This window comes from Streptomyces sp. NPDC042201 (assembly GCF_055582185.1).
Map to the genome: position 1 here is coordinate 679,184 of NZ_JBVJDS010000002.1, position 20,663 is coordinate 699,846.

General features: G+C 72.0%; 14 protein-coding genes. 9 read left to right on the forward strand and 5 right to left on the reverse strand.

Annotated elements, in window-relative coordinates:
* Positions 1-285 precede the first annotated feature (285 nt).
* The 4 genes from ACZ6MZ_RS06965 (at position 286) to ftsY (ending at position 7,307) form a co-directional block, all read left to right on the forward strand.
* Positions 286-507: a hypothetical protein gene (locus tag ACZ6MZ_RS06965; RefSeq protein WP_384184594.1), complete on the forward strand. Its 222-nt coding sequence runs from the start codon at positions 286-288 to the stop codon at positions 505-507.
* A gap of 199 nt (positions 508-706) precedes the next feature.
* Positions 707-4,426 carry a chromosome segregation SMC family protein gene (locus ACZ6MZ_RS06970; RefSeq protein WP_469350271.1) on the forward strand — a complete coding sequence of 1,240 codons (3,720 nt, stop codon included), beginning with the start codon at positions 707-709 and terminating at the stop codon, positions 4,424-4,426.
* Between the two features lie 113 nt (positions 4,427-4,539).
* The gene (locus tag ACZ6MZ_RS06975) at positions 4,540-5,958 is read left to right on the forward strand and encodes a sugar porter family MFS transporter (protein WP_469350273.1); all 1,419 of its coding nucleotides are present in this window, start codon (positions 4,540-4,542) and stop codon (positions 5,956-5,958) included.
* A 131-nt stretch (positions 5,959-6,089) separates the two neighbouring features.
* Complete coding sequence (gene ftsY / locus ACZ6MZ_RS06980) at positions 6,090-7,307, forward strand: signal recognition particle-docking protein FtsY (RefSeq protein WP_389946719.1); 1,218 nt, start codon at positions 6,090-6,092, stop codon at positions 7,305-7,307.
* A 100-nt stretch (positions 7,308-7,407) separates the two neighbouring features.
* Here the strand turns inward: ftsY and ACZ6MZ_RS06985 are convergent, their stop codons facing one another.
* On the reverse strand, positions 7,408-8,061 hold the full coding sequence (locus ACZ6MZ_RS06985; RefSeq protein ID WP_469350276.1) for a bifunctional DNA primase/polymerase: 654 nt from the start codon (positions 8,059-8,061) through the stop codon (positions 7,408-7,410).
* Positions 8,062-8,488: 427 nt separating this feature from the next.
* Here ACZ6MZ_RS06985 and nsdA point away from each other — a divergent pair, with 427 nt between their 5' ends.
* From nsdA to ffh, 5 genes are all read left to right on the forward strand, one after another.
* A complete protein-coding gene (gene nsdA / locus ACZ6MZ_RS06990) occupies positions 8,489-9,967 on the forward strand; it encodes a transcriptional repressor NsdA (RefSeq protein ID WP_469350278.1) in 1,479 nt (492 codons plus the stop codon).
* A 305-nt stretch (positions 9,968-10,272) separates the two neighbouring features.
* Positions 10,273-11,553, forward strand: a complete 1,281-nt coding sequence (locus ACZ6MZ_RS06995) for an ammonium transporter (RefSeq protein ID WP_389787998.1) — start codon at positions 10,273-10,275, stop codon at positions 11,551-11,553.
* Positions 11,550-11,888: a P-II family nitrogen regulator gene (locus ACZ6MZ_RS07000; protein WP_384184609.1), complete on the forward strand. Its 339-nt coding sequence runs from the start codon at positions 11,550-11,552 to the stop codon at positions 11,886-11,888. Before ACZ6MZ_RS06995 ends, ACZ6MZ_RS07000 begins: the two co-directional genes overlap by 4 nt.
* Before the next feature lie 16 nt (positions 11,889-11,904).
* A complete protein-coding gene (locus ACZ6MZ_RS07005) occupies positions 11,905-14,352 on the forward strand; it encodes a [protein-PII] uridylyltransferase (RefSeq protein WP_384335459.1) in 2,448 nt (815 codons plus the stop codon).
* Positions 14,353-14,518: 166 nt separating this feature from the next.
* The gene (ffh, locus tag ACZ6MZ_RS07010; RefSeq protein ID WP_389788004.1) at positions 14,519-16,066 is read left to right on the forward strand and encodes a signal recognition particle protein; all 1,548 of its coding nucleotides are present in this window, start codon (positions 14,519-14,521) and stop codon (positions 16,064-16,066) included.
* A 74-nt stretch (positions 16,067-16,140) separates the two neighbouring features.
* On the opposite strand, the gene ACZ6MZ_RS07015 is transcribed toward ffh, so the two are convergent.
* From ACZ6MZ_RS07015 to ACZ6MZ_RS07030, 4 genes are read right to left on the reverse strand one after another with little or no spacing between them, the layout of a single operon-like run.
* Positions 16,141-17,352 (reverse strand): phosphopentomutase, encoded by a 1,212-nt coding sequence (locus tag ACZ6MZ_RS07015; protein ID WP_389788006.1) that lies wholly within the window; start codon positions 17,350-17,352, stop codon positions 16,141-16,143.
* A 12-nt stretch (positions 17,353-17,364) separates the two neighbouring features.
* Positions 17,365-18,525 carry an alanine racemase gene (locus ACZ6MZ_RS07020; RefSeq protein WP_386878276.1) on the reverse strand — a complete coding sequence of 387 codons (1,161 nt, stop codon included), beginning with the start codon at positions 18,523-18,525 and terminating at the stop codon, positions 17,365-17,367.
* Between the two features lie 2 nt (positions 18,526-18,527).
* On the reverse strand, positions 18,528-19,631 hold the full coding sequence (locus ACZ6MZ_RS07025) for an aminotransferase class V-fold PLP-dependent enzyme (protein WP_469350282.1): 1,104 nt from the start codon (positions 19,629-19,631) through the stop codon (positions 18,528-18,530).
* 1 nt (position 19,632) lies between these two features.
* Positions 19,633-20,640, reverse strand: a complete 1,008-nt coding sequence (locus tag ACZ6MZ_RS07030; protein ID WP_469350284.1) for a phosphotriesterase family protein — start codon at positions 20,638-20,640, stop codon at positions 19,633-19,635.
* Between the last annotated feature and the right edge of the window lie 23 nt (positions 20,641-20,663).

A 20,663-nucleotide genomic window follows, 5' to 3' on the forward strand; every position in this document is an offset into this window, starting at 1 on the left:
GTGCCAGGCTGCCCCGTTAACGATGATCTCCGCGCCCGCAGGGCCCTGTGAGAGAGACGGCGCCGCGCCCGTAGCGGCCGTGCGCCCCCGGGCCGCCCCGCCGTGCGGGCTGTGATCGTGTTGACCGTCAAACTTTTTGGTGAGACTCTGGAATCCCCGCGCACCTCAGCTGTTTGGCAGTAAGAACCGCAGTGATGAACAAGCGCTGCCAGGCACCGCGGGTGCGATTTCCCTCACGACCCACACCGCATCCGGTCGGTCACTCATTGTGGAGGACCATCCATCATGGCAAAGGCGCTTCTCGGTTATGTCGGCGGTTCCGACCCGCGACTCCTCGCCGAGATGCGACGGCTTCAGCAGCGTGTCCAGGACCTCGAATCCGAGCTCGTACGGATCCAGTCCGAGAATGACTCGCTGAACGCTGCCGTCGCACAGCACCCTCGAGAGTCGTCGCTGCTCGACAGCATCGACATTGACGTACCTCAGGCGGAGCCCGCGCTCACCTGATGACAGCCCCCGTCGGGGTCAGGTGAGAAACACTCTCGCAAGATATGCAAGGGACGCTTCGGCGTCCCTTCTTTCTTTCCATCTTCCGCTGTACGAAGCATTGTTGGCGCTACTACGCCTTTCCTAACGTCTGATGTGCCCTGCGCGTTCATGGGTGAAACCGCCGACGGCCGATGTGAGCGAGGTAGAGTCCGGCGGCGTGCACCTCAAGGCCATGACCCTGCGCGGATTCAAATCCTTCGCCTCCGCCACGACGCTGCGCTTCGAGCCCGGAATCACCTGTGTCGTGGGCCCGAACGGCTCCGGCAAGTCCAATGTGGTGGACGCGCTCTCCTGGGTCATGGGCGAACAGGGTGCCAAATCGCTGCGCGGCGGCAAGATGGAAGACGTGATCTTCGCCGGGACCACCGGGCGGCCGCCGCTCGGCCGCGCCGAGGTCTCCCTGACCATCGACAACTCCGACGGCGCGCTGCCCATCGACTACGCGGAAGTCACCATTACGCGGATCATGTTCCGCAACGGCGGCAGCGAATACCAGCTCAACGGCGACACGTGCCGGCTGCTCGATATCCAGGAGCTGCTGTCCGACTCCGGAATCGGCCGCGAGATGCACGTCATCGTCGGGCAGGGCCAGCTCGACTCCGTACTGCACGCCGATCCGATGGGGCGCAGAGCCTTCATCGAGGAGGCGGCCGGGGTTCTGAAGCACCGCAAGCGGAAAGAGAAGGCGCTGCGGAAGCTGGACGCGATGCAGGCCAATCTCGCCCGTGTCCAGGACCTGACGGATGAGCTGCGCCGCCAGCTCAAGCCGCTCGGGCGGCAGGCCGCGGTCGCCAGGCGGGCCGCCGTCATCCAGGCCGACCTGCGCGACTCCCGGCTGCGGCTGCTCGCCGACGACCTGGTGCGGCTGCGCGAGGCGCTCCGTACCGAGATCGCCGACGAGGCCGCGCTCAAGCAGCGCAAGGAGGCCGCGGAGGGCCGGCTCAAAGCGGCGCTGGCGCGGGAAGCGGAGCTGGAGGACGAGGTACGGCGGCTCGCGCCGCGGCTCCAGAGAGCCCAGCAGACCTGGTACGAGCTGTCGCAGCTGGCCGAGCGGGTACGCGGCACGATCTCGCTGGCCGACGCGCGGGTGAAGAGCGCCACCGCGGCCCCCGCGGACGAGCGGCGCGGCCGCGACCCCGAGGACATGGAACGCGAGGCCGCCCGGATCCGCGAGCAGGAAGCGGAGCTGGAGGCCGCGCTGGAAGCGGCCGAGCACGCGTTGGAGGACACCTCGGCGCACCGAGCCGAGCTGGAACGCGAGCTGGCCGCGGAGGAGCGCCGGCTGAAGGACGCCGCCCGCGCCATCGCCGACCGGCGTGAGGGCCTCGCCCGGCTGAACGGCCAGGTCAACGCGGCCCGCAGCCGGGCCGCCTCGGCCCAGGCCGAGATCGGCCGGCTGGCCGCGGCCCGGGACGAGGCGCGGGAGCGCGCGGCCGCCGCGCAGGAGGAGTACGAGCAGCTCAAGGCCGAGGTCGACGCTCTGGACGCCGACGACCACGAGCTGGGCGAGCGGTACGAGACGGCCCGGCGCGCGCTGTCCGACGCGGAGGCCGCCCTGAGCACGGCGCGCGAGGCCGCCACCACGGCGGAACGCGAACGCGCGGCTCTCGCGGCCCGCCGCGAGGCGCTCGCCCTGGGCCTGCGCCGCAAGGACGGCACGGGCGCGCTGCTCGCCGCCCGGGACCGTCTCTCCGGCCTGCTCGGCCCGGCCGCGGAACTCCTCACCGTCACCCCCGGCTACGAGATCCCGGTGGCGGCGGCGCTGGGGGCGGCCGCCGACGCGGTCGCGGTCTCCGGTCCCGCGACGGCGGCGGAGGCCCTGCGCCTGCTGCGCAAACAGGACGCGGGCCGCGCGGTCCTGCTGCTGAGCGACGGCCCGCCGGACGGCGGTGTGCCGGCGCAGGCCGGCGACGAGACCCGGGCGCCCGGCCGGGCCGAGCCCGGCCAGGCCGGCGGGGTGCCGGGCCGGGCGACGGGCCCGGTCGGCGCGGTGCCCGGCCAGGGCGGCGCGCAGCAGTCCGACGGGACGTCCACCGCCGCCGACCGGGCCGTACGCACCGCCGTCGTCGGCGGCTCCGCGCCGTATGTGATGGATCTCGTGCGGGGACCGGGCGCGCTGATGGGCGCCGTCCGGCGCCTCGTGCGGGACATGGTCGTCGTCGGGACGCTGGAGGACGCCGAGGATCTGGTTGCCGCGCGACCCACGCTCATCGCCGTGACCGTCGAGGGCGACGTACTCGGGGCGCACTTCGCGCAGGGCGGTTCTGCGGGGGCGCCGAGTCTGCTGGAGGTGCAGGCCTCCGTCGACGAGGCCGCCGCCGGCCTGGCGGAGCTCGCCGTACGGTGCGAGGAGCTGGCCGAGGCGCAGCACCGGGCCACCGGCCGGCGGGCCGAATGCGCCGCGCTCGTCGAGGAGCTGGGAGAGCGGCGCCGGGCCGCCGACCGGGAGAAGTCCGCCGTGTCGGGGCGGCTGGGGCGGCTCTCCGGGCAGGCCCGCGGCGCCGCGGGGGAGGCCGAGCGGACGGCCGCGGCCGCCGCCAAGGCCCAGGACGCGCTGGAGCGTGCCACCGCCGAGGCGGAGGAGCTGGCCGAGCGGCTGCTCGTCGCGCAGGAGGCTCCGGTGGAGGAGGAGCCGGACACCGCCGTACGCGACCGGCTCGCCGCCGACGGGGCCAATGCCCGGCAGACCGAGATGGAGGCCCGGCTCCAGGTCCGTACCCACGAGGAGCGGGTGAAGGGGCTCGCCGGACGGGCCGAGGCACTCGACCGGGCGGCGCGCGCCGAGCGCGAGGCGCGGGCCCGCGCGGAGCAGCGGCGCGCACGGCTGCGCCACGAGGCCCAGGTCGCCGGGGCCGTCGCGGCCGGCGCCCGCCAACTGCTCGCCCACGTGGAGGTGTCGGTCGTACGGGCCGAGGCCGAGCGCGTCGCGGCCGAGGCGGCCAAGGCCGAACGCGAACGGGAGCTGGTCGCCGAGCGGAACCAGGGCCGCGAGCTCAAGGGCGAGCTGGACAAGCTCACCGACTCCGTCCATCGCGGCGAGGTGCTCGGCGCCGAGAAGCGGCTGCGGATCGAGCAGCTGGAGGCGAAGGCCCTGGAGGAGCTGGGGGTGGAGCCGGCGGGACTGATCGCCGAGTACGGTCCCGACCAGCTCGTGGCGCCGTCGCCGGCCGCCGAGGGGGAGGTGCTGCCGGACGACCCGGAGCATCCGCGAAACCAGCCCAGGCCGTACGCGCGCGCCGAGCAGGAGAAGCGGCTCAAGTCGGCCGAACGGGCGTATCAGCAGCTCGGGAAGGTGAATCCGCTCGCTCTTGAGGAGTTCGCGGCGCTGGAGGAACGGCACAAGTTCCTCTCCGAACAGCTTGAGGACCTGAAGAAGACACGGGCCGATCTGCTGCTGGTGGTGAAGGAGGTCGACGAGCGGGTCGAGCAGGTGTTCACCGAGGCGTACCGGGACACGGCCCGGCAGTTCGAGGGGGTCTTCTCGCGGCTCTTCCCCGGCGGCGAGGGACGGCTGATCCTCACGGACCCCGACCACATGCTCACCACGGGCGTCGATGTCGAGGCCAGGCCGCCGGGCAAGAAGGTCAAGCGGCTGTCCCTGCTCTCCGGCGGCGAACGGTCCCTGACAGCCGTGGCGCTGCTGGTGTCGATCTTCAAGGCCAGACCGAGCCCGTTCTATGTGATGGACGAGGTCGAGGCGGCGCTCGACGACACCAACCTCCAGCGGCTGATCCGCATCATGCAGGAGCTGCAGGAGAGCTCCCAGCTGATCGTGATCACGCATCAGAAACGGACGATGGAGGTCGCGGACGCGCTGTACGGGGTCTCCATGCAGGGCGACGGGGTGTCCAAGGTCATCAGCCAGCGGCTGCGCTGACACCCCGAAGGGTGGCTGACGGCAAAAGTGGTGGCTGACGGCAAGGTATGCGGCACTTGAGGGGCTCGCCGACCCACGCCCGGCAACGCCGCCGGGCGGCCCCAGGAGTCCATGTGACCAGCACAGCGCAGGTGCCGCCGTCCGGAGGGCGGGCGGTCCAGCCGGACCATCTCGGCCATGTCGTCTTCATCACGGCGGCGGCCGCGATGGGCGGCTTCCTCTTCGGCTACGACAGTTCGGTGATCAACGGCGTTGTCCAGGCCATCAGGAGCAAGTACGACATCGGCTCGGCGGCCCTCGCGCAGGTCATCGCCATCGCGCTGATCGGCTGTGCGATCGGAGCCGCCACGGCGGGCCGGATCGCCGACCGGATCGGCCGTATCCGCTGTATGCGGATCTCCGCGGGCCTCTTCACCGTCAGCGCGGTCGGCTCCGCGCTGCCCTTCGACATCTACGACCTCGCGGTCTGGCGGATCATCGGCGGCTTCGCGATCGGCATGGCGTCGGTGATCGGTCCCGCCTATATCGCCGAGGTCTCCCCGGCCGCCTACCGCGGCCGGCTGGGCTCCTTCCAGCAGGCCGCGATCGTCATCGGTATCGCCATCTCGCAGCTGGTGAACTTCGCCATCCTCGAACTCGCGGACGGCGATCAGCGGGGCGACCTCCTGGGGCTGGAGGCCTGGCAGTGGATGCTCGGCGTGATGGTCGTTCCCGCGCTGCTGTACGGCCTGCTGACCTTCGCGATCCCCGAGTCGCCGCGCTTCCTGATCTCCGTGGGCCGCGAGGACCGCGCGAAGGAGGTGCTCGCGGAGGTCGAGAGCAAGGACGTCGACCTGGACGCCCGCGTCGCGGAGATCGAGCTCGCGATGCGCCGCGAGCACAAGTCGACCTTCAAGGACCTGCTGGGCGGCCGCTTCAGCTTCCTGCCCATCGTGTGGATCGGAATCGGCCTCTCGCTCTTCCAGCAGCTGGTCGGCATCAATGTCGCCTTCTACTACTCGGCGACGCTCTGGCAGTCGGTCGGCATCAACCCGTCCAGCTCGTTCTTCTATTCGTTCACGACGTCCATCGTCAACATCATCGGCACCGTGATCGCGATGGTCCTGGTGGACCGGGTGGGCCGCAGGCCACTGGTCCTGGTCGGTTCCACCGGAATGGCCATCGCGCTGGCCTTCGAGGCCTGGGCGTTCTCCGCGCCTCTCGTCCACGGCAAGCTGCCGAGCACCGAGGGCACGGTCGCCCTCATCGCCGCCCATGTCTTCGTGCTCTTCTTCGCACTGTCCTGGGGGGTCGTCGTCTGGGTGTTCCTCGGCGAGATGTTCCCGAACACGATCCGCGCGGCCGCGCTCGGTGTCGCGGCCGCGGCGCAGTGGATCGCCAACTGGGCCATCACCGCGAGCTTCCCGAGCCTGTCCGAGTGGAACCTCTCGGGCACGTACATCATCTACACCTGCTTCGCCGTGCTCTCGATCCCCTTCGTGCTCCTGTTCGTGAAGGAGACCAAGGGGAAGACGCTGGAGCAGATGGGCTAGCCGGCTCTGTGACGATCAGGCTCTGTGACGATCAGGCCGGCGCCCGTCGTGAGCAACAGCACGCTGCGGTTGGCGGCGACCCACGTGGGGAAGGGTGGCTGATCCCGGCCGTGGCTGATACTGGGAGCGTTATGGAAATCCTCATCCTTGTTGTAGTCATCGCCCTGGTCGCGGTCGGCGCGATCAGCGGGCTCGTGGTCGGCAGCCGCAAAAAGAAGAAGAAGCTGCCGCCCTCAGCACCGTCGAGTACGCCGACCATCACAGCTCCGCCCGCCGAGCCGCACGTCGGTGACGAGGCGGAGACGCCGCGCGACGAACCGCGCCGCACCATCGAGGAGGTCGGCCTCCCGGACGCCGCCGGGACGCCGGTGGCCGTCGAGGATCCGGTGGTGGCCGAGCCGCCCGCCCCGGCGATCGAGATCCCCGAGCCCACCGCGGGCCGGCTGATCCGGCTGCGCGCCCGGCTGGCCCGCTCGCAGAACTCCCTCGGCAAGGGGCTGCTCACCCTGCTGTCGCGCGAGCACCTCGACGAGGAGACCTGGGAGGAGATCGAGGAGACCCTCCTCGTCGCGGATGTCGGCGTCGCGCCGACCCAGGAGCTGGTCGACCGGCTGCGCGAGCGGGTACGGGTGCTCGGCACGCGTACGCCCGATGAGCTGCGCACACTGCTCAAGGAGGAGCTCGTCCAGCTCCTCGGCACGGACTTCGACCGCGCGGTGAAGACCGAGAGCGGTCTCGACACCCCGGCCGTCGTGATGGTCGTCGGGGTCAACGGCACCGGCAAGACCACGACGACCGGCAAGCTCGCGCGGGTACTCGTCGCGGACGGCCGGTCGGTCGTGCTGGGCGCGGCGGACACGTTCCGCGCGGCCGCCGCGGATCAGCTGCAGACCTGGGGCGAGCGGGTCGGCGCCCGTACGGTACGCGGCCCCGAGGGCGGTGACCCGGCGTCGATCGCCTTCGACGCCGTCAAGGAGGGCATCGCGGAGGGCGCGGACGTCGTCCTCATCGACACGGCGGGCCGGCTGCACACCAAGACCGGTCTGATGGACGAGCTGGGCAAGGTCAAGCGGGTCGTGGAGAAGCACGGTCCGCTGGACGAGGTGCTGCTCGTCCTGGACGCCACGACCGGGCAGAACGGGCTGGTGCAGGCGCGGGTGTTCGCGGAGGTCGTGGACATCACCGGCATCGTGCTGACCAAGCTGGACGGCACGGCCAAGGGCGGCATCGTGATCGCGGTCCAGCGGGAGCTGGGCGTACCGGTGAAGCTGGTGGGGCTGGGCGAGGGCCCGGACGACCTGGCGCCGTTCGAGCCCGAGGCGTTCGTGGACGCGCTGATCGGCGACTGATCCTCCGAGGGCGGGGCTGTCCGGCGTGGTGGAGTGGTGGGGCGGTGGACCGGTCCCCGCCACCCCCACCCACCCCGGGCCCCGCACCGCCACCCCGCGGCTACGGCGCGAAACGGTGGCAGATGTAGGCCAGGGTGCCGAGCAGGAGCCTGGCCTCCGGCGGGTCCGCCGCCGTGTCCAGGGACGGGGGACGGAGCCAGCGCACCGGGCCCAGGCCGCCCATCTCCGAGGGCGGGGCCGTGACATACGCGCCCCGGCCCAGGCAGCGCAGGTCCAGCCCGGCGTCGTCCCAGCCCATCCGGTAGAGCAGCTCCGGCAGTTCCGCCGCGGCGCCCGGCGCCACGAAGAAGTACGCCCGGCCGGCCGGGGTCGCCGTGACCGGGCCCAGCGGGAGCCCCATCCGTTCGAGCCGGACCAGCGCGCGCCGGCCCGCCGCTTCCGCGACGTCGATGATGTCGAAGCTGCGGCCCACCGGGAGCAGCACCGCCGCGCCGGGCACCCCCGCCCACGCCGTGGTCGCGTCGTCGAGCGTGGCGCCCGCCGGGACGGCGGGGCTGAGGTCCAGTGGATGTGCGCCCGGTGCGGCGCAGCCCGGGTCGCCGCAGGAGCACTGCCCGCCCGCCGCCCGCGCGCCGGGAACGACGTCCCAGCCCCAGAGTCCTGTGTACTCCGCCACCGCGGTGCACTCCGAGGTGCGGCCGCGCCGGCGTGAGCCGGACCGGATGTCCCTGATGCCGCCGATCGTGAAGCCCATGCCCCCTCCAACGGGTTGAACTCACCGGTGGTTACGAATCGCAGTCTTTCAGTGACACTCCGTCGCCGTCGGGGCGGCCAAGGCGGCGCGCGGAGGTGCTGGGGGTGGTGCGACCCGACTCGCGCACTCCGGCGCACAACGCTCCGCCCACTCCGGATCGTCGTGTGTCAAGTGAAGCGCGCCCGACCGTAGGCGAGTTCATTCGTAGGGGTGGCGAATGGTGGCGTTTGTGGAATCACCCTCGCCAGGGCAGTGATCGTAGGATTACTTTCAGTACACGAACCTCGGGGAAGAGCCTTCTCGTGGGTATGCCGGGGGCAACTCGGTTCCCTGTTCGAAGGGGCGCAGCCACCGGACGGGCGGCCGCAACTCACGGCATTCTGATAGCGGTTCGCGTGACAGGGCTTCGGCGGATGGGGGCGTTCCAGTGGGTGGCAGTGGCGCGGGCGGCACGAACACAGGCAAGAGCCCGAACGGGCGGCTCGACTCGTGGTTCCGGCGCAGCGGCTGGTCCAAGGGTGAGCTGGCGCGCCAGGTCAACCGCAGAGCCCGCCAGTTGGGCGCACACCACATCAGTACGGACACCTCGCGCGTGCGCCGCTGGCTCGACGGCGAGCAGCCGCGCGAACCCATCCCGCGCATCCTCTCCGAGCTGTTCTCCGAGCGCTTCGGCACCGTCGTCGTCATCGAGGATCTCGGACTGCGCTCCGCGCACCAGTCGCCGTCGGTCTCGGGGGTCGATCTGCCCTGGGCGGGCCCGCAGACCGTCGCCCTGATCAGCGAGTTCTCCCGCAGCGACCTGATGCTGGCGCGGCGCGGCTTCCTCGGGTCCTCGCTGGCGCTGGCCGCCGGGCCCGCCCTGGTCGAGCCCTTGCAGCGCTGGCTGGTCCCCGCCCCCTCGGGCGACCAGACGCGGCCCGTTCCCGTGGGCGTGGTCTCGGACCGTCCGTCCCGGCTCTCCGAGCCGGAGCTGGAACTGCTGGAGTCGACCACCGCGATGTTCCGGCAGTGGGACGCGAAGTGCGGCGGCGGACTGCGCCGCAAGGCGGTCGTCGGCCAACTCCACGAGGTGACCGACCTGCTGCAGGAGTCGCAGCCCGAGGACACCTCCCGGCGGCTCTTCCGGTGCGCCGCCGAACTGGCCGAGCTGGCCGGCTGGATGAGCTACGACGTGGGCCTCCAGCCCAATGCCCAGAAGTACTTCGTCCTCGCCCTGCACGCCGCCAAGGAGTCCGGGGACAAGCCGCTCGGCTCGTACATCCTGTCCTCCATGAGCCGCCAGATGATCCATCTGGGCCGGCCGGACGACGCACTGGAACTGGTGCATCTCGCCCAGTACGGCAGCCGGGACTGCGCCACCCCGCGGACCCAGGCCATGCTGTATGCGATGGAGGCGCGCGCCTACGCCAATATGGGCCAGCCGAGCAGGTGCAAGCGGGCCGTCCGGATGGCCGAGGACACCTTCTCCGACGCCGGACTGGACGGCGAGCCCGAACCCGACTGGATCCGCTTCTTCTCCGAGGCCGAACTCAACGCCGAGAACGCGCACTCGTACCGCGATCTGGCCTATGTCGCAGGGCGGAGCCCCACCTACGCCTCCCTCGCCGAACCCGTCATGCGACGCGCCGTCGAGCTCTTCCGCGAGGACGAGGAACACCAGCGGTCGTATGCCCTGAACCTGATCGGCATGGCCACCGTCCATCTCCTCAAGAAGGAGCCGGAGCAGTCCACGGTGCTGGCCCAGGAGGCCCTGAAGGTGGCCCGCCGGGTCCGCTCCGAGCGGGTCAACAACCGGCTCCGCAAGACCGTCGACACCGCCGCCAGGGACTTCGGCCAGGTCCCCGCCGTCGCCGAGCTCACCGATCTGCTCACCGCCCAGCTGCCCGAGTCGGCCGAGGCCGTCTGAGCGGCGGCCACCCCCCCGAGGCTCCGGCCGCGGCAGTCACCCCGTACCGCCCGACACGGCTCCCCCGCCGCCAGGTGAGCAGGGTGAAGGCCGCGGCCGGTTTACGATGCCCGCAGAGGGTGTCCGGGACCGCCGGCCGCGATCCGTCGGTTCATCGGCCCGTAACACGCCGGATGCCTTCGTCACTGCCCGGAAACATCGAGCAGCACTGGCCGAAACCGCACTGCGCCAATCTCCTCAGCAACGTCGGCCCACCTGCTAGAGCATCCGCACGGGCCGTTCCGACCCACGAGGGGACACCGGCTTTGAATGGCGCAGATACCGCATTCGTATTGATCAGTGCCGCGCTTGTCATGCTGATGACGCCCGGCCTGGCATTCTTCTACGGCGGCATGGTGCGGGTGAAGAGCGCCCTCAACATGCTCATGATGTCCCTCATCGCCCTCGGCATCGTCAGCGTGCTGTGGGTGCTCTACGGGTACTCACTGACCTTCGGTGACGACCTCGGCGCCGGCCTGCTGGGCAACTTCGACCACGTCGGCTTCCAGGGCATCACGGCCGAGACGCTGACCGGAGGCAAGGAAGGCATTCCGGTCTTCGCCTTCGCCCTCTTCCAGCTGATGTTCGCCGTCCTCACCCCCGCGCTGATGAGCGGTGCGCTCGCCGACCGGGTGAAGTTCAGCGCCTGGGCGCTGTTCATCACGCTCTGGGTCAGCGTGGTGTACTTCCCGGTCGCGCACTGGGTCTGGCAGTCCGACGGCTGGCTCTTCAAGCTCGGAGTGATCGACTTCGCCGGTGGTACGGCGGTCCATATCAACGCCGGTATCGGCGCGCTCGCCGCGGTCCTGGTCGTCGGCAAGAGGATCGGCTTCAAGAAGGACCCGATGCGGCCGCACAGCCTGCCGCTCGTCGTCCTCGGCGCCGGTCTGCTGTGGTTCGGCTGGTTCGGCTTCAACGCCGGTTCCGCGCTCGCCGCCAACGGCACCTCCGCCCTCATGGCCTTCAACACGCAGATCGCCACCGGCGCCGCGATGCTCGGCTGGCTGATATACGAGCGGATCCGGCACGGCGCGTTCACCACGCTGGGCGCCGCCTCCGGTGCCATCGCGGGCCTCGTCGCGATCACCCCCTCCGGTGCGAACGTCAACCCCTTCGGCGCCCTGCTCATCGGTGTCGTCGCCGGCGCGCTCTGCTCCTGGGCCGTCAGCCTCAAGTACAAGCTGGGTTACGACGACTCGCTCGACGTGGTCGGTGTCCACCTCGTCGGCGGTGTGATCGGCACCCTGCTCGTGGGTCTCCTGGCGATCGACGGCGTCGGCGGCATCTCGCAGCTCGGCAAGCAGGCCGTCGGTGCCTTCTCGGTGATGGCCTACTCCTTCGTGGTCTCCTGGATCCTCGCCAAGATCGTCGACAAGACGATCGGCTTCCGGGCCTCCGAGGACGACGAGACCAGCGGTGTCGACATGGCGTACCACGCGGAGTCGGCCTACGACTACAGCGCCGTGGGAGGCTCGCCGTCGGGCCGCAGCAGCGCCTCGAACCAGACCCCCGCCGCCGCGGCGAAGAACAAGAAGGTGGACGCATGAAGCTCATCACCGCAGTCGTGAAGCCACACCGCCTGGACGAGATCAAGGAGGCCCTGCAGGCCTTCGGAGTCCAGGGGCTCACGGTCACGGAGGCCAGCGGGTACGGCCGGCAGCGCGGCCACACCGAGGTCTACCGGGGTGCGGAGTACACCGTCGACCTCGTACCGAAGATCCGCATAGAGGTCCTGGTCGAGGACGCGGACGCGGAAGAGCTCATCGATGTCGTGGTGAAGGCCGCCCGCACCGGCAAGATCGGTGACGGGAAGGTATGGAGCGTGCCGGTCGACACGGCGGTCCGGGTACGGACCGGCGAGCGCGGACCTGACGCCCTCTAGAGACGGGAACAACTGGGTGACGAGCCTCGAAGAGACAACCGGACAGGCAGACTCGGGACCCAGCGGCTATGCGGCGGCCCGGCTGCGCCTCCTTCAGGAGAAGGCGCAGCCAGGGCCGCCGCGCCGTACCGCCCTGGCCCGGCTGACCGACGACTGGCTGAACGCGCTGTTCACCACCGCCGCCCAGGAGAGCGGGGTACGCGGCGCGGCCCTTGTCGCCGTCGGCGGCTACGGACGCGGAGAGCTGTCCCCGCGCAGCGACCTCGATCTGCTGCTCCTGCACGACGGCACCTCCGGCCCGGGCGCCATCGCCGCCCTCGCCGACCGGGTCTGGTACCCGGTGTGGGACCTGGGGCTCGCCCTGGACCACTCCGTCCGTACGCCCGCCGAGGCGCGGAAAACCGCGGCCGAGGACCTCAAGGTGCAGCTCGGCCTCCTCGACGCCCGGCATGTCGCCGGCGATCTGGGCCTGGTCACCGGGGTGCGTACCGCGATCCTCGCCGACTGGCGCAACACCGCGCCCAAGCGACTGCCCGAGCTCGACGAGCTGTGCCGGGAGCGGGCCGAGCGCCAGGGCGAGCTGCAGTTCCTGCTGGAGCCCGACCTCAAGGAGGCCAGGGGTGGACTGCGCGACGCCACCGCGCTGCGCGCCGTCGCCGCGTCCTGGCTCGCGGACGCGCCCCGCGAGGGGCTCGCCACCGCCCGCCGCCGGCTGCTCGACGCGCGTGACGCCCTGCATCTGACGACCGGACGCGCCACCGACCGGCTCGCCCTCCAGGAACAGGACCCCGTCGCCGCGGAACTCGGCCTGCTCGACGCCGACGCACTGCTGCGGCAGGTGTACGAGGCGGCGCGCACGGTCTCGTACGCCTCCGATGTCACCTGGCGCGAGGTGAACCGGGTGCTGCGCTCCCGGTCCGTACGCCCCCGGCTGCGGGCCATGCTCGGCAGCAAGCCCGCCCCGGAGCGCACCCCGCTCGCCGAGGGCGTGGTCGAGCAGGACGGCGAGGTCGTCCTCGCCCGCACCGCCCGCGCCGAACGCGACCCCGTCCTGCCCCTGCGCGCGGCGGCCGCCGCCGCCCAGGCCGGCCTGCCGATCTCGCTGCACGCCGTACGGCGCCTCGCCACCGCGTCGAAACCCCTTCCGGTGCCCTGGCCCGCCGAGGCCCGCGAGGAGCTCGTCACCCTGCTCGGCGCGGGCGAGTCGACCGTCGCCGTCTGGGAGGCCCTCGAAGCCGAAGGCCTGATCACCCGGCTCCTGCCCGACTGGGAGCGGGTCCGCTGCCGGCCCCAGCGCAACCCCGTGCACACCTGGACCGTCGACCGCCATCTGGTGGAGACCGCCGTCCAGGCCTCCTCGCTGACCCGTCGCGTGGGCCGCCCCGACCTGCTGCTGGTCTGCGCCCTGCTGCACGACATCGGCAAGGGCTGGCCCGGCGACCACTCCGTGGCCGGCGAGGTCATCGCCCGCGATGTCGCCGCCCGGATCGGCTTCGACCGCGACGACACGGCCGTCATCGCCACCGTCGTACGCCACCATCTGCTGCTCGTCGACACCGCGACCCGGCGCGACCTGGACGACCCGGCGACCGTCAGCTCGGTCGCCGCCCGGGTCGGCTCGCTGGCCACGCTGGAACTGCTGCACGCCCTCACCGAGGCCGACGCCCTCGCCACCGGCCCCGCCGCCTGGTCCTCCTGGCGGGCCTCGCTCGTCGACGACCTCGTGGCGCGGGTCGCCGCCGTCCTCACCGGTGACGATTTCGCGGACCCCGAACCCACCGCGCCCAGCGCCGAGCAGGAACGGCTGGCCGTCGAGGCGCTGCGCACCGGCGGACCGGTGCTCGCGCTGCGCGCCCAGGCCGAGACCCCGCAGGAGGACGGCGAACCGGAACCCGTCGGCGTCGAACTGCTGATCGCGCTCCCCGACCGGCCGGGCGTGCTGCCCGCCGCCGCCGGGGTGCTCGCCCTGCACCGGCTCACCGTACGGGCGGCCGATCTGCGCGCCATCGAACTGCCCACCGAACTCGGCAAGACGTCCGACGTCCTGCTGCTGAGCTGGCGGGTGGCCGCCGAATACGGCTCGCTGCCGCAGGCCACCCGGCTCCGCGCCGATCTCGTACGGGCCCTGGACGGCTCGCTCGACATCCCGTCCAGGCTGGCAGAACGGGAGGCCGCGTATCCGCGCCGCCGCGGCGTGAAAGCCCCGCCACCGCGGGTGACCGTCGCGCCGACCGCCTCCCAGCTCGCGACGGTGATCGAAGTCCGCGCCCAGGACGCGCCGGGCCTGCTGCACCGCATCGGCCATGCCTTGGAACAGGCGGCCGTACGGGTGCGCAGCGCCCATGTGTCCACGCTCGGAGCGAACGCGGTCGACACGGTCTACGTCACACGGGGGGACGGCTCCCCACTCCCCGAGGCGGACGCGGTGGCGCTGGCGAAGGCGCTGGAGGCCGCCCTGCAATGAGGACCGGGTGACCGGTCCCGCGGCGGGCCGGTCCCTCCCCCGTACGGCCGAGCCACCCGCAGGGCAGACCACACCGCGCGCGGCCGGATACCCTGGGGGACGGTCTGTCCTTCACCGCGCGGGACAGCCCCCTCACCCGCTCCCGACCTGAGGATCCGCGACCGCCGTGTTCGACACTCTCTCCGACCGCCTCGCAGCCACATTCAAGAGCCTCCGGGGCAAAGGGCGCCTCAGCCCGGAGGACATCGACGCCACGGCCCGCGAGATCCGTATCGCCCTGCTCGAGGCGGACGTCGCGCTGCCCGTCGTCCGCGCCTTCATCGCCAAGGTCAAGGAGCGCGCGGCAGGCGTCGAGGTCTCCCAGGCGCTGAACCCCGCCCAGCAGGTCATCAAGATCGTCAACGAGGAGCTCATCGGCATCCTCGGCGGCGAGACCAGGCGCCTGCGCTTCGCCAAGCAGCCGCCGACCGTGATCATGCTCGCGGGTCTCCAGGGTGCCGGTAAGACCACCCTGGCGGGAAAGCTGGGCCTCTGGCTGAAGGGCCAGGGCCACTCCCCGCTGCTCGTCGCCTGTGACCTCCAGCGCCCCAACGCCGTCACCCAGCTCTCCGTCGTCGCCGAGCGCGCGGGCGTCGCGGTGTACGCCCCCGAGCCGGGCAACGGCGTCGGCGACCCGGTCAAGGTCGCCAAGGACTCCATCGAGCACGCCCGCGCCAAGCAGTACGACGTGGTCGTCGTCGACACCGCGGGCCGCCTCGGTATCGACCAGGAGCTGATGAAGCAGGCCGCGGACATCCGCGACGCGGTCAACCCCGACGAAGTCCTCTTCGTCGTCGACGCGATGATCGGCCAGGACGCGGTCAACACCGCGGAGGCATTCCGTGACGGCGTCGGCTTCGACGGCGTGGTGCTCTCCAAGCTCGACGGTGACGCCCGCGGTGGCGCGGCCCTCTCCATCGCGCACGTCACCGGCAAGCAGATCATGTTCGCCTCCAACGGCGAGAAGCTCGACGAGTTCGACGCGTTCCACCCGGACCGGATGGCGTCCCGCATCCTCGACATGGGTGACCTGCTCACCCTCATCGAGCAGGCGGAGAAGACGTTCAGCCAGGCCGAGGCCGAGAAGATGGCCTCCAAGCTGGCGAGCAGCAAGGGCAAGGACTTCACGCTCGACGACTTCCTGGCCCAGATGGAGCAGGTCCGGAAGATGGGCAGCATCAGCAAGCTGCTCGGCATGCTGCCCGGCATGGGGCAGATCAAGGACCAGATCAACAACATCGACGAGCGGGACGTGGACCGTACCGCCGCGATCATCAAGTCGATGACCCCGGGTGAGCGTCACGACCCGACCGTCATCAACGGCTCGCGCCGGGCCAGGATCGCCCGGGGTTCGGGTGTCGAGGTCAGCGCGGTGAAGAACCTGGTGGAGCGGTTCTTCGAGGCCCGCAAGATGATGTCCAAGATGGCGCAGGGCGGCGGGATGCCGGGGATGCCGGGCGTTCCCGGCATGGGCGGCGGTCCGGGCCGTGCGAAGAAGAAGCAGAAGCAGGCCAAGGGCAAGCAGCGGTCCGGCAACCCGATGAAGCGGAAGGCCGACGAGCAGGCCGCGGCGGCGCGTCGCGAGGAAACGGCGCACTCGGGCGGCGCGTTCGGACTGCCTGCCGAGGACAAGAACTTCGAGTTGCCGGACGAGTTCAAGAAGTTCATGGGCTGACGGTCCGCCGTCCGCCGGAGGTGGGGGTGCCCGTGGGACGGGGCCCCCACCCGTGGGACGGGCCCCACCCGCGCCTATCGCACCGAACCGCTCGCCAGGGCGCCCGCGTCCAGGCCGAGCGACGCCGCCGCGCTCGCCCCCACGTCCGCCAGCGTCCGCGCGTCCGGCAGCAGTTCGACCCCCGTCGCCCCCGCCCGGTACGTCAGCACCGGCACGTACTCCCGGGTGTGATACGCGTGCCCGATCGTCGGATCGTTGCCATGGTCGCCCGTCACGATCAGCCGGTCGTCCGCCCCGTCCAGCAGCCCGAGCAGCGCCGCCAGCCCGGCGTCCGTCCGTTCCAGGATCCGTCCGTACCGCTCGGTGTCCTGCTGGTGCCCTGCGAGGTCCGTCTCCTGGACATTGGCGACGACGAGCCCGTCGCCGGGTGCGCGCACCGCCTCCAGCGTGTACGCGAGGACCTCCGCCGTCGCGACCGCCGGCCGCCGCAGCGCCGCCTCGCACGCCAGGATGTCCGCCGCCTTGCCGACGAGCGTGACCGGGATACCGGCGCGCGCCGCGAGGTCCGGCAGCTGCCGGGTGTGGTCGAGGTCCGCGCCCAGATGCCGCACCGCGAGGCCGCCGTTGCGGTAGAAGCCGCTCGCCGGGGTGTCCAGCCCGACCGTGCCGCCGTCCCCGTCGCGTACGTACGCGCCGAGCGGTCCGTCCGCGTGGCCGCCGACCGCGATCACCCGCGCGACGGGCGCCACGGCCCTGACCGTACGGGCGATGGCCAGGATCCGGTCGAAGGGCAGGTCGTCCAGGCGCCCCGAGGCGTTCCAGTTGATGCCCGGGTCGGCCTCCAGATTGTCGTGGACGAGTACGGCCCCGTCGACGAGCAGCAGCGGCCGCCCGTCGAGTGGTTCGACCTCGTGCCCCGCCGCCTTCAGCGCGGAGGTCACCTCGTCGAGATGGTCCGCGAGCCGGGCCACCGTCACCCGGCTGAAGTCCGCGCCCATCATGGTCTGGTGCCCGGCGAACGTGTCCGCGCCCGGATAGCCGAGGGCGGCCCGCCCCACGGCCACCGGCAGCGCCGTACGCCGGGCCAGATCCCGGTGCGGACGGACCAGGCCGAGCCCCAGGGCGCCGAGGGCCGGCAGCCGCAGCGGCCGCCCCAGCAGCGACCGGCAGTGGTCCAGGACATGCCCACAGGTGTCGGCCGCGAGATCGCCGGGCCGCAGCGTGCCCGCGTCCGGCATCGCGCCGATCCCGAATCCGTCGATGACGACGATGACGGTCTTGCTCATGGCGGTGGCTCCTTACACGGTCCGGCCCTGTGCGTCGTACAGGCCGGTCAGCCGGGGCTTCCCGGTGGACAGCCCGGCGACGACCGCGACGGTCGAGCGGGTGACGAAGATCTGGGTACGGAAGGCGAGTACGGCGGTGTCCCCGGCCCGCACAGCGCCGGACGGCGGCGCGTCCAGCAGCCGGTAGTAGTCGATGTTCTCGGCGGGGGCGCCCTGCACGGGCAGGCGCAGGCCGGTGCGCGGCAGCAGCGCGTCGCGGATGCCGGCACGGGCGTAGAAACCGCCGCCGTAGAGCGCGGGCCGGCCGTCCGCGAGAGTGTGGGCGACCTCGCTGACGTACACATAGGCGGGCTGCTCCGGCTGGTGCGGGTCGACCGCGTGCAGCGGGGTGGTGCCGGTCAGGGAGTGGCCGGGCTCGCCATGGGTGGCGCCCAGCTCGGCCAGCAGCGGCAGGGTCGCCATGGAGGTGGCGCTGGGCGCGCTGAGCCCCAGCCCGTGGTGGCCGCGCGCGGTCAGCAGCTCCCTTGCCTTGAGGGCGAGTTCGAAATTGGCGGTCGGTGCCGGCCGGCCGGTCAGCGGGTCGCACAGCACACAGGGGAACGCGGTGACGCCCGCGATGCGCAGGGACGGCAGCTGTTCGGCCGCGGCCGCGAAGTCGTCCAGCGCGTCCAGTGGTACGCCGCCTTCCTGGCCCGGGTAGACCGAGCCGGCGGCGCCTTCGAGCCGTACGAACACGTCCTGGACGAAGCCGAGTTCACCCGCCGCGTCCGAGACGGCGCGCGCGTTGGCGAGATCGAAGACGGTCACCGCCTCCGGCCGCCAGCCGAGCATCTCGGGCAGGGCGCGGTGCGGGATCTGCACCAGATGGCCGAGGTTGCCGGCCCGCGCGCCCGCCGCGTGCAGGGTGCGCGCCTCGGACGGGTCGATCGCGGCGAACCGGGGGATGTGCCGGGCGACCGCCCGGATCAGCGCGGGGTTGCGGCCGAACTGTTTGACGACGAACCACAGGGAGAGCCCGAGCCGCTCCGCCTCGGCCGCCAGCAGCGCCGCGTTGGCTTCGACGGCGTCGGCGTCCATGACATAGGTGTCGGGCGGGACGGCGCCCGACCGGTGCAGCGCGGTCGCCGTGTCGACAAGCGCCGGGTTGCGGGTGAGGACGGTGTCGAGGAACACGATCAGCCCTCCAGGTCGTGCAGCGCACGGCGGAGGATCTCGATCACGAGATCGGCGCCGGCCCGCATGGGGTTGATCCGTACGGTCCAGTCGGCGAGTTCCGGCGCGTCGTCGAGTGACGAGCTGGACATCCGGTACACGAGCGGGGCGATCTCGTAACGCGAGTTGGAGCCCACGGGATAGGGAGCCGCGCCGTGCCGCGCGGCGGCGGCGGGCAGTTCACGGGCCACCGGACGGTCGAGCCGTACCAGCAGGCACCGGTCCTGGGCGTTGGCGATCCGTACCTCGGCGACGCCCGGCACCTCACCGGCCGAGAGCCGGGCCGCGACCTCCGCGCCCACCTGGGACTGGAGGGCCCACATGACGGGGACATGGGTGAGGGCGCGCAGCGCGTCGAGCGCCTGGTGGCCCTGGACCTGGCCGCCGCCCGAGTAGTTGTCGCCGCGGACGTGCGCGACGAGATCACGGGCGCCGACGACCGCGCCGACCCCCTCGGGGCCGTGCAGCTTGAAGAGGGAGAAGCAGGAGGCGTCCGCGCCCAGTTCCACCCCGGAGGCGGGCACGCGCAGCACCGCGTAGTTGTCGTCGACGACCGTGCGGACCCCGGCGGCGCGGCAGGCCGCGAGCACCTCGCCCGGATCGTAGGAGTCGGCGAGCCGCTGCCGGCTGTGCTGGACGTACGCCCAGGCGAACGCGCCGGATTCCAGGGCCTCCTGGAGCGCCGTACGGTCGTTGAAGTCCACCTCGGTGGTACGGACTCCGAGTCCGCGCAGGGTGACGGCCGTCGTCCGGTAGACCGGGGCCCGGTGGATCAGCAGCGGGTCGCCGGGGGAGACGGCGCCCTGCAGCGCGGCCCGGATCGCGCCTGTGCCCGCGCCCTGGACGAGCGCCGCGTCCTCGGCGCCGAAGAAGTCCGCGAGGACGGCCTCGACGCGCGCGGTCGTACGGGGTCGGCCGAGCCCCGGCACGACACCGGTGTCCGCCTCGAAGAGCTGTGGTCCCTCGAAGTGGGCGGCGGTGTGTTCGAGCAGCCGGAACTGGCGCCGGACCGCGTCCTCCAGGGCGATCGTCGCCAGCGGGAAGGTCCGCGGAAGCTGTACGGACATCTCAGATCTCCTCGGCATAGGCGCCGGCATCGGCGCCGGCATCGGCGCCGGTCAGGAAGCGCAGCGGGTTGCGGCGTGTCATCAGGTCGATCAGGTCCTCGTCCACGCCCGCCGCGCGGGCCTTGGGCAGGAAGGACCGGAAGAGGTGCCCGTACCCCTGACCGCCCTCCGACTCCAGATAGCCGTGGCGCGAGATGTCGCAGCTGAGCAGGACACGGTCCGCGTGCCCGGCCGCCAGCAGCGCCAGCAGCAGCCGCAGCCGGGTGTCGTCGCTCTGGTAGCTCTCCTTGCCGACGGTGTCGAAGGCGACATACGCGCCGCTCGCCGCCAGTTCGCGGTGCGTGGCGGGGTCGTCCAGCAGATCCTGGTGGCCGAGGGAGATCCGGTGCGGTGCCAGGCCCGTACCGGTGAGCAGCTCCAGCTGGGCGAGTCCGCCGCGTCCGAGCTGGGCGTGGGTGGCGACCGACAGGCCGGTGGCGAGGGCCGCGTGGGCCGAGGCGAGGAGCGAACGGGTCTCGGACTCGCTCGGCCGGTCGCCGTGGCTGCCGATCTCACCGAGCACGCCCGGTCTGATGCCGGTGGCGCCGAGGCCGTCGTTGATCTCCCGGATCAGTGTCCCGGCGAGCTGTTCGACGCTCGCGCCGCCGATCTCGCGCGGGTGGAACGGTTCGTAGTACCAGCCGGTGGCCGCGACGACCGCGACCCCGGACTCCTCGGCGATCCGGGCCAGGGCGAGCGGGTCGCGGCCCATGCCCCGGCAGGTCAGCTCGATGACCAGGCCGAGCCCGAACTCGGCGCGCAGGGCGGCCAGCTCCGCGGTGACGGCGGCCCGGTGGCGCTCGGCGTCGAGGACGGCGGCGCCGTCGCCCGTACGGTCGAGATCCAGCACCAGATGTTCGTGGGCCAGCGCCGGGCCGCGCACGGCGGAGACGGGCAGCGGCCCGGCGACGGTATGCAGAGAGTGACGGGTGTGGGGGGCCGGGGAGTGGTCCCCGGGGTGGTGCCGCATGGTGCGGGTGCCTTCCCGGTGTG

Bases quoted from the DNA above. Each gene is read 5' to 3' on its own strand.
- ACZ6MZ_RS07030 (WP_469350284.1), bottom strand. From the start codon at position 20,640: ATGCGGCACCACCCCGGGGACCACTCCCCGGCCCCCCACACCCGTCAC.
- ACZ6MZ_RS06985 (WP_469350276.1), bottom strand. From the start codon at position 8,061: ATGGGCTTCACGATCGGCGGCATCAGGGACATCCGGTCCGGCTCACGC.
- ACZ6MZ_RS07015 (WP_389788006.1), bottom strand. From the start codon at position 17,352: ATGAGCAAGACCGTCATCGTCGTCATCGACGGATTCGGGATCGGCGCG.
- ACZ6MZ_RS06965 (WP_384184594.1), top strand. From the start codon at position 286: ATGGCAAAGGCGCTTCTCGGTTATGTCGGCGGTTCCGACCCGCGACTC.
- ACZ6MZ_RS07000 (WP_384184609.1), top strand. From the start codon at position 11,550: ATGAAGCTCATCACCGCAGTCGTGAAGCCACACCGCCTGGACGAGATC.
- ACZ6MZ_RS07025 (WP_469350282.1), bottom strand. From the start codon at position 19,631: ATGTCCGTACAGCTTCCGCGGACCTTCCCGCTGGCGACGATCGCCCTG.
- ftsY (WP_389946719.1), top strand. From the start codon at position 6,090: ATGGAAATCCTCATCCTTGTTGTAGTCATCGCCCTGGTCGCGGTCGGC.